At 35.9% G+C, this 24,907-nt stretch carries 25 protein-coding genes; 8 read left to right on the forward strand and 17 right to left on the reverse strand.

Annotated features, from left to right (window positions below; all coding sequences use genetic code 11):
• Positions 1-34: 34 nt before the first annotated feature.
• Positions 35-1,594, reverse strand: a complete 1,560-nt coding sequence (gene dnaB / locus CRO54_RS04480; protein ID WP_097129135.1) for a replicative DNA helicase — start codon at positions 1,592-1,594, stop codon at positions 35-37.
• Between the two features lie 262 nt (positions 1,595-1,856).
• Here dnaB and rlmB point away from each other — a divergent pair, with 262 nt between their 5' ends.
• Entirely contained in the window at positions 1,857-2,624 is a 768-nt protein-coding gene (gene rlmB / locus CRO54_RS04485; protein ID WP_097129137.1) for a 23S rRNA (guanosine(2251)-2'-O)-methyltransferase RlmB, read from the forward strand.
• A 69-nt stretch (positions 2,625-2,693) separates the two neighbouring features.
• On the opposite strand, the gene CRO54_RS04490 is transcribed toward rlmB, so the two are convergent.
• Entirely contained in the window at positions 2,694-3,785 is a 1,092-nt protein-coding gene (locus CRO54_RS04490; protein ID WP_097129140.1) for a mannose-1-phosphate guanylyltransferase, read from the reverse strand.
• 21 nt (positions 3,786-3,806) lie between these two features.
• Positions 3,807-4,772 (reverse strand): KpsF/GutQ family sugar-phosphate isomerase, encoded by a 966-nt coding sequence (locus CRO54_RS04495; protein ID WP_097129143.1) that lies wholly within the window; start codon positions 4,770-4,772, stop codon positions 3,807-3,809.
• A gap of 87 nt (positions 4,773-4,859) precedes the next feature.
• Between CRO54_RS04495 and recQ the strand changes: the two genes are divergently transcribed.
• From recQ to CRO54_RS04510, 3 genes are read left to right on the forward strand one after another with little or no spacing between them, the layout of a single operon-like run.
• Positions 4,860-7,049, forward strand: a complete 2,190-nt coding sequence (gene recQ / locus CRO54_RS04500; RefSeq protein ID WP_097129914.1) for a DNA helicase RecQ — start codon at positions 4,860-4,862, stop codon at positions 7,047-7,049.
• A gap of 50 nt (positions 7,050-7,099) precedes the next feature.
• Positions 7,100-7,912, forward strand: coding sequence for a 3-deoxy-8-phosphooctulonate synthase (gene kdsA, locus CRO54_RS04505; protein WP_097129145.1), 813 nt, complete (start codon positions 7,100-7,102; stop codon positions 7,910-7,912).
• 3 nt (positions 7,913-7,915) lie between these two features.
• Positions 7,916-8,638 carry a YqjF family protein gene (locus tag CRO54_RS04510; protein WP_097129148.1) on the forward strand — a complete coding sequence of 241 codons (723 nt, stop codon included), beginning with the start codon at positions 7,916-7,918 and terminating at the stop codon, positions 8,636-8,638.
• Here the strand turns inward: CRO54_RS04510 and CRO54_RS04515 are convergent, their stop codons facing one another.
• Positions 8,639-10,528 (reverse strand): OmpA family protein, encoded by a 1,890-nt coding sequence (locus tag CRO54_RS04515; protein ID WP_097129150.1) that lies wholly within the window; start codon positions 10,526-10,528, stop codon positions 8,639-8,641.
• Positions 10,529-10,599: 71 nt separating this feature from the next.
• Positions 10,600-11,223: a 7-carboxy-7-deazaguanine synthase QueE gene (locus CRO54_RS04520; protein ID WP_097129152.1), complete on the reverse strand. Its 624-nt coding sequence runs from the start codon at positions 11,221-11,223 to the stop codon at positions 10,600-10,602.
• A gap of 80 nt (positions 11,224-11,303) precedes the next feature.
• Here CRO54_RS04520 and CRO54_RS04525 point away from each other — a divergent pair, with 80 nt between their 5' ends.
• Positions 11,304-11,633 carry a Rieske (2Fe-2S) protein gene (locus CRO54_RS04525; protein ID WP_097129155.1) on the forward strand — a complete coding sequence of 110 codons (330 nt, stop codon included), beginning with the start codon at positions 11,304-11,306 and terminating at the stop codon, positions 11,631-11,633.
• Here CRO54_RS04525 and CRO54_RS04530 read toward each other — a convergent pair.
• The 4 genes from CRO54_RS04530 to lepA form a co-directional block, all read right to left on the reverse strand.
• The gene (locus CRO54_RS04530) at positions 11,626-12,045 is read right to left on the reverse strand and encodes a type II toxin-antitoxin system VapC family toxin (RefSeq protein ID WP_097129158.1); all 420 of its coding nucleotides are present in this window, start codon (positions 12,043-12,045) and stop codon (positions 11,626-11,628) included. The genes CRO54_RS04525 and CRO54_RS04530 overlap by 8 nt on opposite strands.
• A 1-nt stretch (position 12,046) precedes the next feature.
• Positions 12,047-12,313, reverse strand: coding sequence for a DUF6364 family protein (locus tag CRO54_RS04535; RefSeq protein WP_097129161.1), 267 nt, complete (start codon positions 12,311-12,313; stop codon positions 12,047-12,049).
• A 326-nt stretch (positions 12,314-12,639) separates the two neighbouring features.
• The gene (locus tag CRO54_RS04540) at positions 12,640-13,518 is read right to left on the reverse strand and encodes a bifunctional 5,10-methylenetetrahydrofolate dehydrogenase/5,10-methenyltetrahydrofolate cyclohydrolase (protein ID WP_097129164.1); all 879 of its coding nucleotides are present in this window, start codon (positions 13,516-13,518) and stop codon (positions 12,640-12,642) included.
• Between the two features lie 86 nt (positions 13,519-13,604).
• Complete coding sequence (gene lepA, locus CRO54_RS04545) at positions 13,605-15,392, reverse strand: translation elongation factor 4 (RefSeq protein WP_097129167.1); 1,788 nt, start codon at positions 15,390-15,392, stop codon at positions 13,605-13,607.
• Between the two features lie 119 nt (positions 15,393-15,511).
• Between lepA and CRO54_RS04550 the strand changes: the two genes are divergently transcribed.
• The gene (locus CRO54_RS04550; RefSeq protein WP_097129169.1) at positions 15,512-16,282 is read left to right on the forward strand and encodes a hypothetical protein; all 771 of its coding nucleotides are present in this window, start codon (positions 15,512-15,514) and stop codon (positions 16,280-16,282) included.
• 351 nt (positions 16,283-16,633) lie between these two features.
• On the opposite strand, the gene CRO54_RS04555 is transcribed toward CRO54_RS04550, so the two are convergent.
• The 8 genes from CRO54_RS04555 to CRO54_RS04590 all read right to left on the reverse strand — a co-directional run bounded on the left by CRO54_RS04555 (position 16,634) and on the right by CRO54_RS04590 (position 23,216).
• Positions 16,634-17,044, reverse strand: coding sequence for a hypothetical protein (locus tag CRO54_RS04555; RefSeq protein WP_097129172.1), 411 nt, complete (start codon positions 17,042-17,044; stop codon positions 16,634-16,636).
• On the reverse strand, positions 17,041-17,229 hold the full coding sequence (locus tag CRO54_RS21105) for a hypothetical protein (protein WP_097129175.1): 189 nt from the start codon (positions 17,227-17,229) through the stop codon (positions 17,041-17,043). Before CRO54_RS21105 ends, CRO54_RS04555 begins: the two co-directional genes overlap by 4 nt.
• Positions 17,226-17,996: a copper homeostasis protein CutC gene (locus CRO54_RS04565; RefSeq protein ID WP_244904281.1), complete on the reverse strand. Its 771-nt coding sequence runs from the start codon at positions 17,994-17,996 to the stop codon at positions 17,226-17,228. The genes CRO54_RS21105 and CRO54_RS04565 overlap by 4 nt, the downstream gene beginning before the upstream one ends.
• A 9-nt stretch (positions 17,997-18,005) precedes the next feature.
• Complete coding sequence (locus CRO54_RS04570; protein ID WP_097129178.1) at positions 18,006-18,887, reverse strand: YegJ family protein; 882 nt, start codon at positions 18,885-18,887, stop codon at positions 18,006-18,008.
• A gap of 48 nt (positions 18,888-18,935) precedes the next feature.
• The gene (locus tag CRO54_RS04575; protein ID WP_097129180.1) at positions 18,936-19,973 is read right to left on the reverse strand and encodes a glycosylasparaginase; all 1,038 of its coding nucleotides are present in this window, start codon (positions 19,971-19,973) and stop codon (positions 18,936-18,938) included.
• A gap of 8 nt (positions 19,974-19,981) precedes the next feature.
• Positions 19,982-20,782 (reverse strand): nitrilase family protein, encoded by an 801-nt coding sequence (locus tag CRO54_RS04580; RefSeq protein WP_240775020.1) that lies wholly within the window; start codon positions 20,780-20,782, stop codon positions 19,982-19,984.
• Positions 20,783-20,802: 20 nt separating this feature from the next.
• Positions 20,803-21,948 carry a methionine aminotransferase gene (locus CRO54_RS04585; RefSeq protein WP_097129183.1) on the reverse strand — a complete coding sequence of 382 codons (1,146 nt, stop codon included), beginning with the start codon at positions 21,946-21,948 and terminating at the stop codon, positions 20,803-20,805.
• A gap of 65 nt (positions 21,949-22,013) precedes the next feature.
• Positions 22,014-23,216, reverse strand: a complete 1,203-nt coding sequence (locus tag CRO54_RS04590; RefSeq protein WP_097129186.1) for a multidrug effflux MFS transporter — start codon at positions 23,214-23,216, stop codon at positions 22,014-22,016.
• Between the two features lie 132 nt (positions 23,217-23,348).
• Here CRO54_RS04590 and CRO54_RS04595 point away from each other — a divergent pair, with 132 nt between their 5' ends.
• Positions 23,349-24,119: a queuosine precursor transporter gene (locus tag CRO54_RS04595; protein WP_097129188.1), complete on the forward strand. Its 771-nt coding sequence runs from the start codon at positions 23,349-23,351 to the stop codon at positions 24,117-24,119.
• Positions 24,120-24,167: 48 nt separating this feature from the next.
• Complete coding sequence (locus CRO54_RS04600) at positions 24,168-24,866, forward strand: DUF421 domain-containing protein (protein WP_179747331.1); 699 nt, start codon at positions 24,168-24,170, stop codon at positions 24,864-24,866.
• Positions 24,867-24,907 lie beyond the last annotated feature (41 nt).

The following is a 24,907-nucleotide window of genomic DNA, read 5'->3' on the forward strand; positions in this document are numbered from 1 at the left end:
GATTTCGGGATGGCTTTCTCATTTATTTTATATATTAAAACGGTGGATCATCATCCAGCATATCATTCATGCTAGAAGGTCTGATGATAATGTTTCCAGGATTATTAAAGTTTTCTGAAGGAGCCATACTGCTATCGCTGCCTGCCGAGAAACTAGAAGGAGGCATAAAACTATCTTCCAAATCACCGAACTTAACATACTTACCTATAAATCTTAATGGTACAATTCCAGTTTCACCGTGACGGTTTTTACCAATAATAACCTCACCAACTCCAGCATTTGAACGGCCATTTTCATCTTCCATAATTCCGTAATACTCCGGACGATATAAGAAAAGTACCATATCCGCATCTTGCTCAATAGAGCCAGACTCACGTAAATCGGATAGCATTGGTCTTTTACCATTCTGGCCTGGTCTACTCTCTACCGCACGGCTTAACTGCGAAAGTGCCAAAACTGGAACTTCTAATTCTTTAGCTACAGATTTTAGTGCTCTTGAAATACTACCAATCTCTTGCTCACGGTTACCACCACCTTCGCCTTTACCATGCATTAACTGCAAGTAATCGATGATAATCATTTGAATATCGTATTGCGATTTTAAACGACGACATTTTGCCCTAAACTCAAAGATATTTAAGGCTGGGGTGTCGTCAATCAACAAAGTTGCTTCTGAAAGTCTACCTATTTTACTATGTAATTGTTGCCACTCCCATTCTGCAAGATTACCTTTTCTGATTTTCTCTTGCTCAATTTCGGCTTCTCCAGAAATCAAACGATTTACCAACTGAACTGACGACATCTCTAATGAGAACACTACAGTTGGTTTATTGAAATCTACCGCTGCGTTGCGGGCAGCTGTTAGTACAAAGGCTGTTTTACCCATCGCCGGACGAGCAGCAATAATGACCAAATCGGATTTTTGCCATCCGCCAGTAATACGGTCTAAGTCGGTAAATCCAGAAGGAACACCTGTTAAACCATCTGTTTTTGTTCTTAATTCTTCTAATGATGCCAAAGATTGCTTGATGATGTCGTCCATCTTTTGTGTATCTCTACGCAAATTGTTTTGGGCAATATCAAATAAGTTCTTCTCGGCCATGTCTAAAAGGTCGAAAATATCAGTAGTATCTTCGTAAGCATTCTTAATAATTTCTGTAGAAATTCTGATTAGCTCACGTTGGATATATTTCTGTGAAATGATACGAGCATGGTACTCAATATTAGCTGCAGAAGACACCCTGTTTGTTAGATAAGTAACAAAGTAAGCGCCACCAATCATTTCTAGATTGCCATTGGTACGCAACTCTGTAGTTACAGTTAAAATATCTACTGGCTTAGATTTTTCGAATAATTGTTGGATAGCTTCGAAAATTCTTTTGTGCCTCTCATCGTAGAAAAGTTCTGGTTTAAGTACATCGATAACAGCAGAAAGCGCATCTTTTTCTAACATTAAAGCCCCCAAAACAGCTTCTTCCAAATCAGTAGCTTGCGGTTGTATTTTTTCAACAGTACTAATGGTGTTAGCTAATCTATTCTTTCGGGCAGATACTGAAAATTTGCCTTGTCCTCTTTGTTCGTTATCGGTACTCATGAAGCAAAAGTAACTAAAAAACGAGGGTTTGTTCCAATAAGTTCCTACTACTTTGTCAACAACTTGAATGCTAATCTGATGTAATTTTTAGTATATTATAAGCAAAGATTTAGTTCTGAACAATTTTGTGTGGATAATAGGATAGGATGATTACGCTAACTTTCGAGAGTTGAAATGTTTGAAATTTAGAGCGTTAAGAATTGCGTAGTAAAAACTAAAAACTGCCAGTTGAAATGGTTACTTTTGCAAAATATTAGATAATATGGATAATTTTAGAAGACCACAGAGAGTTAAAGAAAATAATGAATTTGTATTCGGTATTAGAGCTGTCATAGAAGCAATTAAGGCAGCTAGAGATATAGAAACAATTTACGTGCAACGTGGGTTATCTGGTGAGCTTTTCCTAGAATTAAAGGAGCTATTGTCTGGCTCGTTAATTCCGATGAGTGTGGTACCTATCGAGAAGTTGAACAGGATGACACAGAAAAACCATCAAGGTGTTATTGCTGTAATTTCTCCAATTACTTATCAAAATATTGAAGACATTGTACCTGCCATTTATGAAAAAGGGGAGACACCTTTAATACTCATATTAGACAGTGTAACGGATGTGCGTAATATGGGAGCTATTGCTCGTACTGCTGCTTGTGTGGGGGTACATGCGATTGTAGTTCCGTTAAAAAACGCTGCTCAAATTAATGCAGATGCAATTAAAACCTCAGCTGGTGCGTTGTTTTCTATTCCAGTTTGTAGACATGCTAATTTACATAAAACCTGTTTGTTTTTACAAGATAGTGGTTTGCAAATTGTGGCGTGTACAGAGAAAACTAACGAATACATCTATACTCCAGATTATACGATGCCCACTGCTATTGTAATGGGCTCAGAAGATGAAGGTATTTCTAATGATTTATTAAGAGTTGCCAATCATTTGGCCAAAATACCAATGGCGGGCAAAATTGAATCGTTAAATGTATCTGTTGCAGCTGGTGTTATTTTATATGAAGCAGTAAGACAGCGGACTATTTAAAGATTTATAAAAATCAAAAAGCCCATTAAACAGATCGATTAATGGGCTTTTTGATTTTATTGAGATAAGCTAAATAAATTTACCTCCAAACTTAGCCTTCACATCGGCTACAATATTTTTTACATTCTGTTCTTCTGCTCTTTTGCAAATCAGTAATGTGTTGTTAGATTCTACAACGATGTAATCATGCATTCCTTGTAAAATAACTAACTTCTCTTTGGGAACATTTACCATACAGTTAGAAGAGTCGTACATCATTACTTGTTCTGACGGTATCACGGCATTACCTACATAGTCTTTCTCGGCCATTTCATAAATAGAAGCCCAAGTTCCCAAATCAGACCAACCAAAATCGGATGGTAAAACATATACATTATCAGCTTTTTCCATGATGCCAAAATCAATAGAGATATTGGTGCATAGTTGATATGCATTACCTATAAAAGCTTTTTCGTTTTCTGTATTGTAGGCTGTTTTTCCATTAGTAAAAATTTCGTGCATATCTGGCAAATGTTTCTCTAATGCCTTGTTAATTGCACTAGCAGACCAGATAAATATGCCTGCATTCCAAAGAAAATCACCACTTTGCAAGAATGATTTAGCAAGTTCTAGATTAGGTTTCTCAGTAAAAGTTTTTACTTTATAGATGTCATTATCACTTTCTAAAACCTCGTCTGTATATTGTATATAGCCATAGCCTGTATCAGGTCTATTTGGTTTAATTCCTAATGTAATTAAGCAACTCTCTTGCACAGCTACTGTCATCGATTTTTCGATAGCCTTAATAAACGCATCTTGGTTACCTATAGTGTGATCTGAAGGAGCTACAACGATTACCGCATTTGGATTAAGCTGTTCAATCTTCATCGCCCCATAAGCTACGCAAGGAGCCGTATTGCGCATCATTGGTTCAGCTAAAATCTGATTGTTATTTAAGAACGGTAATTGTTCCTTAATTAAATCGGTATATGATTCATTGGTAACTATAAAGATGTTTTCTGGCAAACAGAGGTTTAAAAATCGTTCGTAGGTACTTTGAATAAGTGTTTTTCCTACACCAAAAAAATCTATAAATTGTTTAGGAAATTCTGTGCGGCTAACTGGCCAAAAACGGCTTCCAACGCCGCCTGCCATAATTAATGCATATCTATCTTTATTCATTTCAATGGCAAATATATACTTTTATACAATACCTTCTTGTAAAAGATCGTGTAGGTGAACAAGCCCAAAATAACGTTCTTCCTTGGTTACTAAAATCTGAGTAATGTTATTTTGTCTGATAATCTCTAAAGCCAGCAAAGCCAATTCTTCACTATCAATTTTCTTTGGATCCGTACTCATCAGGTCAATAGCTCTTATATTTTCTAGATTGGAGTGTTTTTCAAGCATTCTTCTAATGTCTCCATCGGTAATCATTCCCAAAACATTGTCACCATCAATAACAACAACAGCGCCTAAACGGTTTTTACTGATTTGTATAATAATATCTTTAATTGATGCGTCTGGAGAGACACTTGGTTTTTCGTTCTTTGCGGCAATATCTCCAGCCTTTAGGTACAGTCGTTTACCCAAGGAACCACCAGGATGATATTTGGCAAAATCAGTGGATTGGAAATTACGGGCCTCCAGCAAGCAAATTGCTATAGCATCACCCATGGCCAATTGAGCAGAGGTACTAGTTGTTGGAGCTAGGTTGTGAGGACAAGCTTCTTTTTCTACTGTTGTATTTAAAATCAAATCTGCTTGTTTTGCTAAATCAGATTCAACATTACCCAACATGGCTACCAACTTATTACCAGATAATTTCAATAGCGGTGCTAAAAGTTTTATTTCTGGTGTATTCCCACTTTTAGATAAACAAAGTACGATGTCATCTTTTTGGATAATACCCAAATCTCCATGTACAGCATCTGCTGCATGCATAAAAACAGCTGGTGTTCCTGTAGAATTAAAAGTAGCCACAATTTTCTGTGCGATGATAGCACTTTTACCAATTCCAGTCACAATAACCCTTCCATTACTCGATAAAATGGCATTTACAACTTCAACAAAATCATCGTTTAAATAATCGATGAGCTTCAAGATTGCTTCCGATTCAAGCTTTAAAGTAGCAATCGCAGAATCTATTATAGATTTTTTACTTTCCAAAGAGAATTTATTAGTAAATTAATACTTTAATTAATGCAAAATTATGTTATTTTGAACAATAATAGCACACAATATTTAGTACAAGAAATGGACGTCAAGAAATCTTTATTTGATAACCTTCAAACTTTCTTCGGTTTCGATAATTTTAAAGGTGATCAAGAATCGATTATTACCAACATATTAGAGGGGAAGAATACATTTGTCATTATGCCAACTGGTGGAGGTAAATCTATCTGTTACCAGTTGCCAGCGTTAATGAGCGAAGGCACAGCGATTGTAATTTCGCCGCTTATAGCGCTCATGAAAAACCAGGTTGATCAAATTAGAGCATTTGGTGGAAGTGATAGTGTAGCCCATTTCTTGAATTCTTCACTAAATAAATCGGAAATTACTCAGGTGAAATCTGATTTGTTGAATGGACATACTAAATTACTGTACGTCGCCCCAGAATCATTAGCCAAAGCAGAGAATATTGAGTTTTTACGTTTGTTGAAAATTTCTTTTGTTGCTGTAGATGAAGCTCACTGTATTTCTGAGTGGGGACATGATTTTAGACCTGAATATAGAAAGATAAGACAAGTAATTGCCGGTTTGGGTGAAAATATTCCAATTATCGCCTTGACAGCTACCGCAACTCCAAAAGTACAGCAGGATATTGTGAAAAACTTGGGAATGATGGATGCGACTCTATTTAAATCTTCATTTAATAGGCCTAATCTTTTTTACGAAATCCGTCCTAAGAAAAATATAGCCAAAGAAATTATTAGGTATGTAAAATATAACCCTGGTAAATCTGGCATTATCTACTGTTTAAGTAGAAAAAAGGTAGAAGAAATTGCCGAAACGCTGAATATTAATGGCATCAAAGCTCTTCCTTATCACGCTGGTTTAGAACCAAAAGTGAGGGCAGATACTCAAGACAAATTCCTTATGGAAGATGTAGAAGTGATTGTAGCCACTATTGCTTTCGGAATGGGAATTGATAAACCAGATGTGAGATTTGTAATTCACCACGACATTCCTAAAAGTATGGAAGGTTATTATCAAGAGACGGGTAGAGCTGGACGTGATGGTGGTGAGGGAGTTTGTGTAGCTTTCTATTCTCAAAAAGATGTAGAGAAACTTGCCAAGTTCATGAAGGACAAGCCAGTTTCTGAAAGAGAAATTGGTACTCAAATATTAAAGGAAGTAATAGATTACGCTGAATCTTCAGTTTGTAGAAGAAAACAGATTTTGCATTATTTTGGAGAGAATTTTAACGAAACGGGTTGTAATTGCATGTGTGATAACTGTAAAAAACCTAAACAGCAGTTTGAAGCGGAAGAGCAGCTGTTAACTCTGTTAAAATTGGTGGATACTAGTGGCGAAAAGTTTGATGATGCGCATTTGCTGAATGTATTTATGGGCTACGAAACTGCTCAAACAATAGCATATGAACACAGTAAACTTCCCGAATTTGGTTCTGGCAAAGTGGACGGAGAAATTTTATGGAAATCTCTGTTAAGACAAGCTGTACTAAATAATTTCTTAGCCAAGGATATTGACAATTATGGCCTATTAAAACTAACAAAAGCTGGTAGAGACTACATTGAAAGTCCTTACAACCTTAAGTTTATTTTGAACGAAATATTAGAAGTTGTAGGCGATGATGATGAAGAGGAATCAAAACAGGGAAGCGCTGCTTTAGATACACAGTTACTTCAATTGCTGAAAGATTTAAGAAAGAAAATAGCTAAGCAAAAAAACGTACCTCCATTTGTGGTTTTTCAAGACCCTTCGTTAGAAGAAATGTGTACGCACTATCCAATTACTAGTGATGAGTTAAAACAGATTTCAGGAGTTGGCAATGGTAAAGCGTTAAAATTTGGCTCGGCATTTTTAGATTTAATCAAAAAATACGTTGATGATAATAATATCGATAGGCCGATTGATATGGTCATCAAAACTCAAGCAAATAAATCTGCTTTAAAGGTTTCTATTATTCAAAATATTGACAGACAGATAGGTCTTGAAGATATTGCTCGTTCTAAAGGAATAACTTACATTGATGTTTTGAAAGAAGTTGAAGCGATTGTTAACTCTGGAACAAAACTAAATCTTACTTATTACATTGATGAAATGATAGATGAAGATAGACAAGATGAAGTTTTCGATTATTTTCAATCTGCTGATACAGACTCGATAGATTTAGCTTTGAAAGACTTAGGAGAAACTGACTACACAAGAGAAGAAATTCAATTAATGCGCATTAAGTTTATGAGCGAACTAGGTAATTAATGTTAAACTTAGGAATTGAAATTTCATAATACTTCCATATTGCACAAAAAATGATAAACTACTTAGATAAATTAAAACACACAGATAGCAATAACTTTTTTTTAATGGCTGGCCCGTGTGCGATTGAAGGTGAAGATATTGCCTTACGAATAGCAGAAAAAATTGTTTCTATTACCGATAAGTTAAATATTCCTTACATTTTTAAAGGCTCTTATAGAAAAGCGAATAGAAGCAAAGGCAACTCTTTTACTGGTATTGGCGATGAAAAAGCGCTTAAAATATTAGAAAAAGTTGGGAGAGAATTTAACGTCCCTACTGTAACAGATATTCACGAAAGTGCTGAAGCTGCTATGGCTGCCGCTTACGTAGATGTGCTTCAGATACCTGCTTTTTTATGTCGTCAAACAGATTTACTAATTGCCGCTGCAGAAACAGGCAAAGTAGTGAACGTTAAAAAAGGTCAGTTTTTATCTGCTGGCTCAATGAAATTCGCTGTAGATAAAATTAAGGATGCTGGAAACAATAAGGTAATTCTAACCGACAGAGGAAATACTTTTGGCTACCAAGATTTAATTGTTGACTACAGAGGTTTACCCGAAATGCAGAGCTTTGATGTACCCGTAGTAATGGATTGTACTCACTCGCTCCAACAGCCTAATCAAAGTAGCGGGGTAACAGGAGGCAAACCAGAATTGATCGCAACTATTGCAAAAGCTGCCATAGCAGTTGGAGCTGATGGTCTTTTTATAGAAACTCATCCAGACCCTGCAAACGCAAAATCAGATGGTGCCAATATGCTTAATTTAGCCTTACTTGAAGATTTACTAGAAAAACTTGTAAAAGTTAGACGGGCTGTAATCTAATAAATGATAAGAAATAGTGTCTTTTTATCTGCCGAGTGGCGAAAACTTGCTTTAGCTAATTATGAAGTAGATAAAGAGATTTTACAAAAATATTTACCACCGTTTACCGAATTAGATGATTGGCAGGGCAAATATTATGTAAGCTTAGTAGGTTTTATGTTTATGGATACCAAGCTAAAAGGTTTTGGTATCCCTTTTCATACTAACTTTGAAGAAGTTAACTTGAGATTTTACGTAAAGTATAATGAAGGTGGAACTTGGAAAAGAGGTGTGGTTTTCATTAAAGAAATAGTCCCAAAGCCTGCTATCACTTTTGTTGCTAATACTGTTTACAAAGAGAATTATCAAACTTTGCCCATGAAACATAAGTGGGAAGTTAATGAAAGTCAATTATTGGTTGAATATCTTTGGAAAACTAAGAACTGGAATAAATTTGCTGTAAAAGTTGATGCCGAAAGTAAAGTGATGGAAATTGGTAGTGAAGAAGAATTTATTACCGAACATTTTTGGGGCTATACCAAAATAGGAGCGAACCTTACTTCAGAATATCAAGTAGAGCACCCTCGCTGGGAAGTTTATCCAGTTAAAGACTACGAAATTGATGTAGATTTCGCTGCTAACTACGGTACAGATTTTACTTTTTTAAATGAAATGACGCCAAATTCAGTAATGCTGGCCGAAGGTTCATCAATTAATGTGCTAAAAGGAAGGAAAATTAGAAGCTAATTATATTTTCACTACCAAAAATTCAGTTCTTCTATTCTTTTGCTTTCCTTCTTCTGTTGCGTTGTCAAATGCAGGTTTTTCCTCACCATAGCCTTTGTAGTTAAGTTGCTTTTTACCTACACCGTTACTAATTAGGTACTCGTAAACTGCTTTGGCTCTATTTTCAGAAAGCTTTTGGTTTGCTTTATTGTCTCCAATATTATCTGTATGACCTTGAATCTCAATTTCTATTGTAGGATTAGACTTCAATACATCAATTAGGATGTTTAATTCCACCATCGACTGAGGAAGCAATTCAAACTTATTAGTATCGAAGAAGATGTTATTCAGTAAAACTTTGCTGCCTACCGTAATTTTATCTAACAGAATTTCTAACTCAAATGGCTTATTGGCATCAGCGGGTTTAATATCAAAATGCTTCGAATAAAGAAGGTATCCATCAGAAAATACATTGAAAGCGTAGCTTTGATTGGCGGGCATTACTGCTATGAAATCTCCAGTAACCTTATCTGTAATTTCATTATAAGCAGCAATTTCAGTATTAAGATTAATTACCAACACAGAGGCTTCAAGCGTTTCTTTAGTTTCTGCATCTTTTACAATACCTTTCACATAAGTTACTGGTTCAGGTTTTAAGGCATCCGGCAGTTTGAAACGATAAATATCTACATCGCCAAAACCACCATCTAAATCAGAAGAAAATAAACCTTCTTTTCCATCTGCACTTACTATAAAACCAAATTCATCGTTAAAAGTATTGATAGGGTAACCTAAATTTACCGCTCTGGAAAAATTGCCATCGCCTTGCAATTTGCTATAAAAAATATCTTTTTGCCCCAAGCCTGGCCAACCATCAGAAGAAAAATATAAGGTTTTACCATCTGGGTGGATAAAAGGTGTAGCTTCGTCATAAGGCGTATTTACATTAGGACCTAAGTTGGTGGGCTTTGTCCAATAACCTTCATCATTCATTACTGATTTCCAGATATCGTATCCACCAATACCTCCAGCTCTGTTGCTTAAAAAATAAAGGGTACTTCCGTCGGCACTAATAGAAGGTTGTGATTCCCACTCTCCAGTATTGATCGTCTGACCTAAATTCACTGGCTTACTCCAATTATTTCCTTCTCGTCTACAAACGTAAATATCACATCTGCCTACGCCATCAGGCCTATTACATCCCGTGAAAAATAAGTATCTGCCATCGGGCGATATTGATTGTGCGCCTTCATTGAAATGTGGAGTATTTATATTCTCACTTAAAGACTTAGCTTGTTGCCATTCGCCATTTTTCTTCACAGCAGTATAAAAATCCTCGTTTCCTTTTACATTTCTAGTGAAAATGATAGTTTGCCCATCAGCTGTTAATGCAGGGAAATAATCGCGATGTTCACTATTCACATAAAATCCCATATTGAAAGGCTCGTAAGGAACTGGCTTTTTTATCGCATCTACAGAAAAATCACAATCTAAAATATATTTTTTTGCCTTATCTATAAATTTCGCATCCACATTAATGGCTTTAGTAATGAAGTTTTCAAAACTTTGTTTAGCGAAAGCATAATCTCCTGTTTGTAGTTCTGTTTCTCCTAGTAAGAAATAAATGTTGGGATTTTCAACTGGAGCAGCATTAATCGCTAGTCTATAATTTTCCTTTGCTTTTTGGGTATTTCGAATTCGCTTATAAATATCGCCTAACTGGAGATAAGCTTTCTGAAATTTTGGATCCGCTTTTACGGCATCATTCAAATACTTAATGGCTTCATCAAATATGTTTTGCCTTACAAATTGCTGGGCGTCTTCGAAACTATTTTGCGCCTTTTTTATTGTAGATTGGCTATAAACTAAATGACTTAGGCCAAGAAAAAAGAATAGAAGACACGTACGCATATAAAAGTGATCATTTGAAGGAAAACTACAAGTTAGCAACAATAAAACAATTTATCAATGCAGCAATAACACTAAGGTATATTAAGAAATTTATGCGTTTGTAAAGAGATTTCCCACTTTGGATTAGCCATTACATACTCAATAATCAAAGGTGTTACCGTACTAGCCTTGGACCATTCGGGCTGTAGATATAACTTGCAATTTGGACCAACCATTTCGGCATATTTTTCCGCCCATTCAAAATCACTTTTGTTAAAAACGATAACTTTTAACTCATTAGCGAAAGGAGTAATGTCTGGTCGAGGTGCTTTAAATTTCTTTGGAGAAAGACAAATCCAATCCCAGGAACCAGAAAGGGGATAAGCACCAGAAGTTTCGATAAAAGTTAAAATACCTCTGTCTTGAAGCTGCTTTGTTAAATAATCTAAGTTATAAATTAACGGTTCGCCACCTGTAACTACAACAGCTTTACCTGGAAAAGTATCAGCTTTAGCGGCGATATCATCACTTGAGGTTAATGGATGTAACTCAGCATCCCAACTCTCCTTCACATCACACCAGTGGCAACCTACATCACAACCTCCCAAGCGAATAAAATACGCAGCCTTACCGGTATTATATCCTTCGCCTTGAATGGTGTAAAATTCTTCCATTAAAGGAAGTAGTGTGCCGTCTTCGGGAATATGATGTGCCATAGAAATTAAGGTCGCAAAGTTAATTAATTATGGCAGAATATAGTAATCTATGTATCTTGCTAAAGTAATATTATATAAAAATGAAATGGGTTAGGCTCGATATAGAATTGCCAAAAGATGATTTCGTTACCATGATTAAGTTAGATGGGAAGAAGCTATGTCTTGTTAAACATCAAAATAAACTTCATGTTCTACAAAATAGCTGCCCACATGCTGGTGGCCTTTTAAGTGGTGGTTGGTGCAAAAGCGGAAATATTATTTGTCCAATCCATCGTTACGAATACAATTTGGAAACCGGTAAAGGTGCTGCTGGGCAGAATGACTACATTGATGTTTACCCTACAGAAGAAAGAGAAGATGGAATTTATGTTGGGTTGCCAGATGGATTTTGGAAACGATTATTTAGTTGAGCAAGTACTTGTCGAAAAAATTCTTACAAGAAAGCACTTCAATTTCAGAAAAATAAAAATCGTCTATATCTTCCGTTACAATGCAGTTGCATTTTACTCGTGACGCAGCATAGTATTCTAACCCATCCTCGAAATCATTGATTTTCTTATTGGATAGGGTAGAAGTAACGCCATCACTTACATTATCAGCAATTTTAATGTGCTGGCATAAAATGGAGATTTTTTCTTTGGCGGTAGATTTATTCTTCTTTTCTGCAAAATAGAATGCTATAGCTAAACACATGGGAGACGTGTAAACTTCAAATTTTTGGTGGTTAGCCAAGCTGAGTATTCTCGATGAGTAATTAAACAAAGGAAATTCCTTATTCAATACAGAAACTAATACATTCGCATCTAAGAAAATCCTCGTCATTTTACTTAGACTTTTTAGAACTAAAGAATTCGTCTTTTAAATCTTTTCTTGACGTTTTAGGTGTGCGCTTGTATTCTACTTCGCCTTCGGCAACCATGCTTACCCAATCACTTATCGGAAAATCTTCTAAGGATTTATATTGATTTGAAGTAACCTGAGTAAGTAGATATTCTATTAATCGAGATAAGCTAATGTTATTTGCAGCAGCATATTTCTTTGCCTTTTCTACAATATCTTGATTAAAACTTAACGTTAATTTGGTATCCATTTTTACCTCCGTTTTTAATTGATAAACAAAGGTAAATCTAATACGTGTAAATAAAAATAGCTATACGTGTTTTATTCCTGAAACGAATATGAAATTTTTATAGATAACCAACTAGCAAACCTTAGTTTACCTAAAGATGCAATTAGAAACTAAAATGTACTGAAGTGTCTTAGGTGGTTAATAATTTTAGAAAGTTAGATTGAAAATCAAATCCAATTAAGCTTAACTTAATACAGCTAAAATTTTATTCGCTAGATTTCTCTCCCGTACATACGAGACTGCGCTGCCATCGAAATGACGACTGCCTACAAACTCTCCTTTGGGGGTTAATAAATTTCTTTTCTAGCCGATGCTAATGTATTCTTCAATAAGCCCACAATAGTCATTAAACCTACGCCACCTGGTACCGGAGTGATAAATGAAGACTTTGGAGCTACATTCTCAAAATCTACATCACCATATAATTTAAAACCAGATTTAGTTTCTGTAGAAGTTTCTCTGTTGATACCCACATCAATTACAATAGCGCCTGTTTTAACCATATCAGCAGTGATAAAGTTCTTTTTGCCAATAGCTGCAATGATGATATCGCCTTGCAAAACTTGTTCTTTAAGGTCTTTAGTTTTACTGTGTGTTAAAGTTACTGTACAATTGCCAGGATTAGCATTACGAGCCATCAAAACACTCATCGGACCGCCAACAATATTACTTCTACCAACTACCACGCAATGCATTCCAGTGGTATCAATATTGTAAGCTTGCAACATTAGCAAAATACCGTAAGGAGTAGCGGGAATATAGCAAGGCAAATTACGCATCATTCTACCCAAGTTAATAGGATGAAAGCCATCCACATCTTTCTTCGGGTCAATTGCTTCGGTAACCTTCTCAGGGTCGATGTGTTTAGGCAAAGGTAATTGAACAATTAGACCATCAACATCAGCATCAGCGTTAATCTCTCTAACCTTTTCTAAAAGTTCAGCTTCGGTTACAGAATTATCATAACGATACAAAGAAGATTTAAAACCAACCTTCTCACAGTTTTTCATTTTACTAGCAACATAAGTTTCACTGCCACCATCGTTACCAACTAAAATGGCAACTAAATGTGGTTTTCTTCCGCTTTCTGCTAAAAATTGAGATGCTTCTTCCGCTATTTGTACTTTAACTTGTTCTGATACGTATTTTCCGTCTAGTAATTGCATTGGTCTAGTATTGAGTAGCGAGTATTGAGTAGCAAGATTTTACGAAACTAGTCTTGATACTTGATACTCACATCTTGATTCTATTGTTAATCTAATTTTAAAACAGCCATAAACGCCGTCTGTGGAATTTCTACGTTACCCACTTGACGCATACGTTTTTTACCTTTTTTCTGTTTCTCTAATAATTTACGTTTACGAGAAATATCACCACCGTAACATTTGGCAGTCACATCCTTACGTAAAGCACTTAAAGTTTCTCTGGCAATAACTTTAGCACCAATAGAAGCCTGTATTTTAATTTCGAATTGCTGACGAGGGATTAATTCTCTCAGTTTCTCACAAATTTTCTTACCGAAATCGTAAGCATTGCTACGGTGAATTAAAGATGATAAAGCATCAACCGGCTCTTCATTCAAAAGCATATCTAAACGTACCAAATCAGACTTTCTGTAACCAGTTTGGTGGTAATCAAAGGATGCATAACCTTTAGAAATGGTCTTCAATTTATCGTAAAAATCAAATACAATTTCACCCATTGGCATTTCAAAAATCAATTCAACTCTGTCAGAAGTTAAATAAGATTGGTTAACGATGATACCTCTCTTTTGGATACAAAGCGACATAACCGGACCAACAAATTCTGCCTTGGTAATGATATTTGCTTTAATAAAAGGCTCTTCAACTCTGTCTAATTTACTCGGATCTGGTAAATCTGATGGGTTGTTTACAATAATCTCATCATCTTTAGTAGTGTAAGCTTTGTAAGATACGTTGGGTACCGTAGTGATTACCGTCATATCGAATTCACGCTCCAAACGCTCTTGGATAATCTCCATGTGAAGCATTCCCAAGAAACCACAACGGAAACCAAAACCTAAAGCTGCAGAACTTTCTGGTTCGAAAACAATAGAAGCATCGTTAAGCTGCAATTTATGCATTGCCTCTCTTAGTTCCTCATATTCATCGGTATCTACGGGATAAATACCTGCAAATACCATTGGTTTTACCTCTTCGAAACCTTGTATGGCATCGGTAGCTGGTCGAGCAACAGTAGTAATCGTATCACCAACTTTTACTTCACGAGCTTCTTTAATACCAGAGATAATATAACCTACGTCACCAGTTTTAACAGAGGTTCTTGGCGACATATCCAGTTTCAAAATACCAACCTCATCAGCTAAATATTCTTTACCTGTATTAATGAATTTAACTTTATCACCTTTTTTAATTTCGCCGTGTACGACTTTGTAGTAAGCGATAATTCCTCTAAATGAATTAAAAACGCTATCAAAAATTAGAGCTTGTAGCGGTGCATCAGGTTCGCCAACTGGTGCAGGTACTCGATCTACAATAGCTTGCAAAATATCTGGAATACCCATACCTGTTTTACCAGATGCAGGGATAATTTCTTCTCTCTTACAGCCAATTAAATCAATAATCTGATCTTTTACTTCCTCTGGCATTGCACCAGGTAAATCCATTTTATTTAAGATTGGAATAATCTCCAAATCATGTTCTAAAGCCAAATAAAGGTTAGAAATGGTTTGCGCTTGTATACCTTGCGAAGCATCAACAATTAGTAAGGCACCCTCGCAGGCAGCAATAGAACGAGAAACTTCGTAAGAAAAATCTACGTGTCCTGGTGTATCAATTAGGTTAAATACATACTCATCACCACCAACTTTATAGTTCATTTGTATTGCATGACTTTTGATGGTAATGCCACGCTCACGCTCCAAATCCATGTTGTCCAACAGCTGCGCTTGTGCTTCACGTTGCGAAATAGTATTGGTATATTCTAATAAACGGTCAGCTAGAGTGCTCTTACCGTGGTCAATATGTGCAATTATGCAGAAATTACGTATATTCTTCATCTTTGTGCAAAGATATATTTTTTACCCGAAATAAATTGACCGAAAATAGCAGTAGTGTTTCTTAACTTTTAGGTGCAAAATATATCTTTGTTATTATCTTCTTACCTAAATATAAACTAATGTTTTTTATTTTCTTCATCATATTTTTTGTTAACCGTATTAATAACGCTTTAGAAAAAGATACCTCGGTAGCAACTTTGTCCGAAGTACCGAAGCTTAAAACCATTCCAAACTATCTTCCCTTTATTTTTCATGTGGTTATAGCCTTATTAGTTTTAACCACCTTGTTTTCATATAAATTAATTAGTGAAGAAAGGATAGAAATATTAATTAATGATATTTCATTTCAGTTTTACTCTACACTTCTACTAGTGATTATTGGTTTGATTAGCCCCTTTACGAAGCTGAGGAAAGAAACTAACGAAAAGCTACAGTCACTTGCAGATACAATGAACAACCCAATTATAAAATGGTTAGCTGACGGCAACAATTTGCAAATCACTAAAATTGTAGCCTGTATTGTTGTTGTTTTCTATTTCGTTTACAACGAGTATATCAAATTACCAGCACTAAACGATAGCCTATTTTCAAGTGTAGCAATTTTCCTCATTTTCTTCTATTTGTTCAATAATATTGTACAATTGTTCCGTAATCCTGTTCAGTTTAGAAAAAGCAATATGCTAAGACTTAGCGTGCTGTTTAACTCCATTAAGACAAGTTTTTTTGTATTGATAGGTACGGTTGTTTTAGTTTTTATACCTTCAGCTATTATGGGGTTGAAGTTTGTGGATGAATTTAATCCTCTAATTATTGCATTGCTGGGCTACAATATCATTATGGCGCATAACGAGTATAAGGTTCTGAAGCTTTTGCATCAACCGAATAATTAGAAAAGCAGTTTTGTGGCTCCTCTAGAACGAAAGTCCGGCTTTTCGTTATTATCTTTTTTGTTTTTTTTCCGTCATTTCGAAACATAGTGATAAATCTAAAGGCTATACTTCTATAAAACAGATTTAGCGTTGCTTTCTTTCAGTTCTCCTGGTTCCTCGTCGAGATGACGCAGCAAAAAAGTATAACCACTTCAATCCGGTTTATTGCACAAAGCTCTTTGCTACTATTTACGGTTGACTAAACCTTGCTTAAAGAAATGGTTAAAACCATTGTTTAATTGTTTGCTAAATTAGCCCACGGTTTAAACCGTGGGCTATGAATAATGTCTTTTGCCAACCGTTTCAACAGTTTTATTCTACCACCTTCATCCTCGAAAACGGATAACCATTGCAACCTTTCCTTGGATTTTTTCTATCGGCAGCGGCAGTTTGTTCAGCTTCCTTATCGGTCAGTGCTTTATAAGAAGTTAAACAAAAGCCCCAATGCCAAGGTGCCATTCCCTCAAAAGTCATGAAATCTATACGGGTATATTTATTCTCATCGGCCTTGTGGCCAGAGCCGTTTTTGGCAATTAAATACTGCTCTTTCTCATTCCATTTAATGATATGGTATTTGATATTCGGATGCTGCATCCAAAGGGTATCGTTGATGGTATACTTGATACCATAATCATCAGTAAAATCGCCTTTGGCAAAGCTAAGCGCCTTTTTTTGCGACCAAGCGGCAATTGGGAATAATAGAAATATCAATATTAATCTCATTTTGCGGTACGTTTAGTGAAGAATAAAATAAGCCAAATCACTACGAGTAACATCGCGATACCTCTCAATATACTTGCATAATCAACTATATAATAAGTGTAGTGAAATTCAAAAGCGAAATTATTAGCTAAGAAAAAAGAAACGACCAGTAGTGCAGCTACCAAAATTAAAAGCGTATTTTTCATAACCCTTTCAACAGTCTTGATAATTCCATTACCTTCGCCACATCTGTTTCTTCATAGCTAAATTCATCAGCATTTTCGCTGCCCATTTTGCTTGCTTCGTTTCTAAATTGCATTTTACTTGCTACAACCGATTTAGCCGTAGTATGGAAACTTTTAGCACCTGTAATCTTTGCAATTTCAGTGATGTTTCCCGTATTAACCCCAGCGCCCGGCATAATTTCGATCCGTTCTTTAGCTTGTAAAACTAGCTTTGCCAATTCATTTGCGCCTACAAAAGCATTCTCTTTTCCGCCAGAAGTTAACACCCTAACAAATCCTAAATCAATAAGAGTTTCCAAAGATTTAATCAAATCATTGCTCATATCAAAAGCCCTGTGGAATGCTACGGGCATAGGAGAGGCGGCTTCAATAATTTTAGCGCAACGTTCCTCGTCAATGCTTCCATCAGTATTCAATAAGCCTGTAACTATTCCATGGCAACCCATTTTTTTACAGAAAGATATATCTTCTAAAATAGTTTCAAATTCAGCATCACTGTATAAAAAATCTCCACCTCTTGGACGAATTAAAGGCCAGACTTCTACCTGTAAATTTTCTACGCACCACTTTATTTGTCCGTAGCTTGGGGTAGTGCCACCTTCAGTTAAATTAGCACAGAGCTCAATTCTATGTGCGCCACCTTTTTCAGCTGCAATTGCAGATGCTACAGAGTTAGCACAGATTTCTAACGTGAACTTATCTGAATTTCTTGGTGCAGCCATTGCCATTAGAATTATTTAGTTTGCGTCATCAACTAAACCAACAACTTTCCAGCCATCAGCAGTTTTAGAAGTGCCTAATCGCTGTACAGATTTTCCTCCATCAGGAAACCAGCAGACCTCGGTGATTATCCAGTAATTTTCATTCACTTTCTCTCTTTTGGTGAAAGCTCGTTTTAAATGGCTAAATTGAGGCCAGTCACTTTCTGACGTATGTTTAATGAAACTTAGTTCTAAAACTTCAGCGGTTTGTTTAACAATTTCTTCATCAATTACATTGCTATCCATACCATTTAGCATTTGTTTAGCTTCGGTATAAAAATCTTTGCAAGCAAGTGCTTTATCTATATTTTGCTCGTCGTAAGCATTTTCTAATGATAATATTGCACCTTCCGGAGTTTCAAAATTCGCTTTAAAATAGTCTATTCCTTCGTCAATGTGCATTCCTACACTTTGGTCAAACTCGTGTTTTTTATCATCAGGAATACCATCTCTAATGGCTCTAAGTGTATAACCACCAACCAATCTTCCGCCTTCAATAATCATCCAGTCAGAAATAAAGTCTCTATCGATACCTATTTTTTGGTCTAGTTTAACTGTTTTTACATCTACAGGTTCGTTGCCAACTGTTCCAAACAAGTTTCCATCTTCATCAAAATGAGGCTCTGTTAACCAAATATGTTCTCCAGTTTCACCATCCATGATACACACTTTTATTGAGAAATATAGTTGATAAGGTTGCGGATTTTTTAAGCTTTCTTCAAAATACCATAATGTTAAATTGGCTTTTTCTATAGCCCAATTCATTCGCTCATCTTCATTTTCTATGTAAACCATGCTTGGTTCGCCTTTACGGTCTACAACTTTTTTCTTGCCAAATATTTTAGATAATAATCCCATTTTGTTTAACTTTTTTAGATAGTTGACAGCAAAATATTTATAATGAGTTTAATAATAACTTTTTCCTTTAACAATCAAGTCTTGTTTTTGCTTATCGCAAACCGAGAAAGTGAATCCTTTTTGGATAGCATAGGCTCCGTATTCGCCATTTTTGTTCAATGCCAAAAAGCCAACCTGTAAATCTTTAGTGCTATTTGCTTTCTTTTTAATAATACGCATCACAGCTTCTTTACAAGCTTCTTCTGGCGAATAGCCTTGTCGCATCAGTTCTACCACTAAAAATGAACCGACATTACGTACCACTTCTTCGCCAACGCCTGTAGCCGTAGCACCGCCAACTTCATTATCAATGTATAAACCTGCGCCAATAATTGGGCTGTCGCCAATACGGCCATGTAATTTATAGGCCATTCCACTGGTAGTACAGGCTCCAGCTAAGTTACCATGGCTATCTAACGCCAACATTCCAATCGTATCGTGATTGTATTGATTACCAGGAAGTTTTTCAGGTGCAGCATTTAGAGGGTTATTGTTTGAATTATCGTACAGTTTGTTTTCTATGTTACTTACAGGCTCATACTTCGCTGTTTTTACCCACTTATCCCAAGCGGCTTTACTATTTTCTGTAAGAAGATTTTCTTTTTTAAAACCTTGTTCTATAGCGAATTGTAAGGCTCCATCTCCAGCTAACATTACATGAGGTGTTTTTTCCATTACTAAGCGAGCTACAGAAATAGGGTGTTTGATGTTTTCTAAAGCCAGAACTGCACCACAATTGCTTATATGGTCCATAATACAGGCGTCTAAGGTTACAATACCATCTCTGTCTGGCAAACCTCCGTAACCTACCGACTGGTTTTTTACATCAGCCTCTGCTACTTTAACACCATTTTCTACAGCATCTAAAGCTTTTCCATTACTGTTAAGTATTTTCCAAGCATCAGCATTTGCTGCAACGCCAAAATCCCAAGTAGAAATAACAATAGGCTTATTGGCCTTTTTATCTTTTGATGTACACGATTTACTTAGTGTTATTACAGCAGCAGACAGCGCTGTAGTTTGGATAAATTTCCTTCGATTATACATATCATGAGTTAGTTAATCTCAAAATCGTCAGAATCTTTCAAAAAAGGAAATTGTCGCCTAATTTTTTCTAATTCAGCATAGTTAATACTGAAAGTATATAGGTCTTCATCCTCCGGTTTATAATAAACGGTGTTGCCTAAAGGATCAATACACATCGAGTGGCCACTGTGATAAATTTGGTTGCCATCATGTCCAACACGATTTACGCCAATTACATAACTTTGGTTTTCAATAGCTCTGGCATGAATTAAGGTTCTCCAATGCGGAGAACGCTTATCTGGCCAGCTAGCTACTAATAAAAGAATATCATAAGCCGCATTTTTATTGCGTAGCCAAACAGGAAAACGTAAATCATAACAAATGGCCAATCTAATTTTCCATCCTTTTAGCTCTACAATTACGGGTTCTTTACCGGGAGAAAAATGCTGATCTTCACTGCCTAAACCAAATAAATGGTGTTTATCGTAATATTGATATTCACCATCTGGCTTTACCCAAACCATGCGGTTGTAATATTTACCAGCTTCTTTAATCATTAAACTTCCTGTAACTACACAATCGTAATTAGCTGCGATTTTTTTAATCCATTGCATGGTTTTGCCATCCATTTCTTCAGCTAATTCTTGTGATTTCATAGTGAAACCTGTATTAAACATCTCTGGCAATACAATTAGATCTGTTTTTTCGCGTACGCCACCAGATAATCTTAATCCGATGTTTTGTAGGTTTTTATCTATGTTTTCCCAAAAGAGGTAGGCCTGGAAAATAGTAATTTTTAGATTTTGAATATTGAGGTAATGTGGTTCCATGAGCGAATTATAATATCTATCTATAATTTAGTTAATTTCTCTACTGCTTTTTCCAATGTGCCATTCTCTTTCGCAAAGCAAAAACGTAATATTTGATGGTCTACATTCTTAGTGTAAAAAGCGGATACTGGAATTGCTGCCACCCCAAATTCAGTTACTAGCTTTTTTGCGAAATCAGTATCCTTGTCCGCACTAATGCCTTTGTAACTTACGCACTGGAAATAAGATCCTTTGCAAGGTAGTAGTGTAAATTTAGTTTCTTTAAGCAATTGCTGAAAAAAGTCTCTTTTTTGCTGAAAGAATATAGGTATTTCTTGATAGATGTTGGTTGATTTTAAATAATTGGCGATACCTACTTGCATAGCACTGTTAACGCTAAAAACATTAAATTGGTGTATTTTTCTAAACTCAGCCATTAATTTAGCAGGAGCGAGGCAGTAGCCCATCTTCCAACCGGTAGTATGTAAAAGCTTGCCAAATGAGGCGACGATGAAACTTCTATCGGCCAATTCTGGATACAAAGCCACACTTTGATGTTGTTCTCCATCGAAAATGATATGCTCATAAACTTCGTCACTTAAAATGAGGATATCAGTGTCTTTTGTAAGTTTAATCAATGCATCGATATCTTCCTTTTTCAAAATACTACCCGTAGGATTATGAGGAGAGTTAATGATAATCATCTTCGTATTAGCGGTAAAAAGCTTCTTTACCATTTCCCAATCAATTTTGTAATCGGGAGCTTGTAGCTCGAAAGGTTTTACCAATCCACCTAATAACTTAACAGTAGGGGCATAGCAGTCGTATGCAGGTTCGAAGATGATGACCTCGTCGCCAGCTGAAATAAAGGTATTGATGGCTGTAAAAATAGCTTGTGTACCACCCGCAGTTATGGTTATTTCAGTTTCTGGATTATATTTTGCGTTGTAGAAACGTTCAATTTTATCTGCAATTTGCTCCCTAAGTGGAAGATAACCAGCCATAGGAGCGTACTGGTTAAATCCATTTTTCATGGCTTGATTAATAGCAGCAATTAGTTTTTCGTCTGTTGCATAATCAGGAAAGCCTTGTGATAAATTGATAGCTTGATAATCTGCGGCAAGTTTAGACATTACCGTAAAAACGGTGGTGCCAACAGTAGGTAGTTTAGAGTTTATATTTATCATCTGATACGAAAATAGTAATAATCTATATGATTTTTACCGTTTCATATCTCCTGAAAGCTATAAAACTACGGATTAGTAGTTGTGTTCCTTATTTTTCTACCTCCAATAAGTAAACAAAATAAGCCTACTAATGCGGCAACAGTCATCACTGCCGGCATTGGCCAAACTACATCAGCAGCGAACATACTAATGGCTGCTGATGCCAATGCACCTAAACCCATCTGTAAAGCACCCATTAGAGCAGACGCACTACCTGCATTTTTTTTGAAAGGTGCCAATGATAGCGCTGACGCATTTGGGTTGATAAAGCCTAAACAACCTAGAAACAATGCGATGAAAGCGATGGTAGTATATAAATTTAGAAGATTATAAACAGCTGAAAATAAAAATAAAACGCTGAAAATACATTGCGCTAACAAAGCCCAAAACACAATTCTTTTACTCGTAAACCATCGTAGTATATAACTGTTCACTTGACTAAAACCTATGAAAAATACTGACAACAAAGCAAATATCCATCCGTAGCCAGTTTCTGTAACTTTATATAAATCCATAAATACCACAGGTGATGATGAAACATATGCAAACAGACCACTAAAGGTAATAGCACTCACTAGTGCATAAGTGTAAAAGCTTGGTTCTTTTAAAACAGTTAGGAAATTACTTAATATAGGTTTGGGTTTTAGCGAATAATTTGCATCTGGTTTGTAGCTTTCCGGTAGCCACCACTTACTGGCAAAAAGCATCAAAATTGCCATTAAGCCTAAAAAGACAAATACAGATTTCCATCCTAAAGCCGTAATTAAATATCCACCAGCAGTTGGTGCCAACATAGGGGAGACAGCAATAACCAACATTAACGATGCAAAAACTTTTGGACTTTCTTCTACAGTGAACAGATCTCTAACCATCGCGATAGCAGCAACAGAAGCTGAACAACAACCAATTGCCTGGATAAACCTTAAAATTATTAATTGGTCAATTGATTTAACGAACAGACAGCTAATTGATGACAATATAAACAGGGAGAGGCCGAAATAAAGTGGTTTTTTCCTGCCAAATTTATCTAATAAAGGTCCGTAAAGCAATTGTCCGGCAGATATACCGATAAAGAAAGTTGCTAATGAAAGAGAAACATTTGGCACGTCCGTATTTAAATCTTTAGCGATAGACTTAAATCCTGGCAAGTACATATCTATAGAAAATGGAGCTAATGCCGCCAAACAACCCAGAATTAAAATTAAACGAAAAGATTTAGAATTTGCCATGATGATTTTAAGAAGGCGCAAAGATGAGTAATTATAGTCAACCGACTCGTCTGCATTTTGTAAAATAGAAGTTTAATTATAGACTATAATAAATGGATTTACTTTGCATCAAAATTTTGTACTTTAGTCGCTATGACTTTTAAAACTAAGGAAAGCCGACTATTATTGATTTTAGGCGCATTTTTCGTTGCCAACACCCTCATGTCTGAGTTTATTGGCGTAAAAATTTTTTCAGTTGAAGGAGTATTAGGTATCAAAAAATTCGATATCAATCTGTTTGGAGTTCCTAATTTATCTTACAATATGTCTGCTGGAGTTTTAACGTGGCCTATCGTTTTCATTATGACGGACATCATAAATGAATATTTTGGTGTAAAACAAGTGCGCTTTCTTTCCATATTAACAGCTGTTTTAATCGGCTTCGCTTTTTTTGTAGTTTGGATGGCCATCAAATTGGAACCAGCAGATTTTTGGTTGGTACAAGAAGTTGATGGACAGAAGCTAAGTATGCCTCGTGCTTTTGATGCTATTTTTGGTCAAGGTATGTGGATTATTGTCGGTTCTATTACTGCCTTTTTATTGGGTCAAATGGTCGACGTATTAATTTTCCACAGAATCAAAAAGTTTACTGGAGAAAAAGCCCTATGGCTTAGAGCTACTGGTTCAACTTTGGTATCTCAACTTATCGATAGTTTTGTGGTTATTTTTATTGCGTTTTATCTCAATCCGGCTTATCACTGGAGTTGGCAAATGGTTGCAGCCATCGGTTTGGTAGGATACACCTATAAGTTTGTTGTGGCACTGCTAATGACACCTATTTTGTACGTAGTACACGCAATAATTGATAGATATTTAGGTAAGGATTTAGCTCATCGTATGATCAAGATGGCGGCTAGGGGTTAGTAGCGAAACAAAATATCTGAATTTTGCGTTTTATTGCAAAATCAACAGATGACAGACTACCTAAATAGTATCGAAAAAATTTTAATTGGTGACGAAGAATGGAGTTTCATACCTGAAATCATGTTTCGTACACTTCTGATGTACCTTGTGGTACTAATCAGTTTGCGAGTACTAGGAAAAAGGGGTGTTAAGCAGCTCTCTATTTTCGAGTTGGTAGTTATTATTAGTTTAGGTTCTGCAGCTGGAGACCCTATGTTTTACAGAGAAGTTGGTATTTTATCTGCGGTAGCTGTATTTATCGTGGTGGTATTTTCCTATAAGGTCACTTCATATTTTGTAAATAAGAGCAAAAAAGTGGAAATCTTATTAGAAGGTAGTTGTACTTGTGTAATAGAACACGGAAGGTTCGCAATAGATAATTTCAAAAAAGAGACATTGGCCCAAGATGAGTTCTTTGCCGAATTGAGGCTAAAAAGCGTAGCACATTTGGGGCAGGTTAAATTAGCTATTTTAGAAACTACAGGAAGCATTAGCGTATTTTTCTATAGCGATGAGGAAGTGAAAAATGGCTTACCAATATTACCTGCTTTATTCGCTGATAAAAAAGAAGAAATCAAATACAGAGATTATTATTCATGTGCTTTTTGTGGCTTAACAGAGCTACTTGAACCAACAACTAAAGCTACTTGTAAATGTTGTGGAAAAGATAAATGGGTTAAATCAATTAACATACAGCGAGTTACCTAGAAAAACTTTGTAGCTACATCAATTAGGTGTATGCACTCTAA

It is taken from the genome of Pedobacter xixiisoli, from assembly GCF_900215335.1.
In the GTDB taxonomy this organism is placed as follows: domain Bacteria; phylum Bacteroidota; class Bacteroidia; order Sphingobacteriales; family Sphingobacteriaceae; genus Pedobacter; species Pedobacter xixiisoli.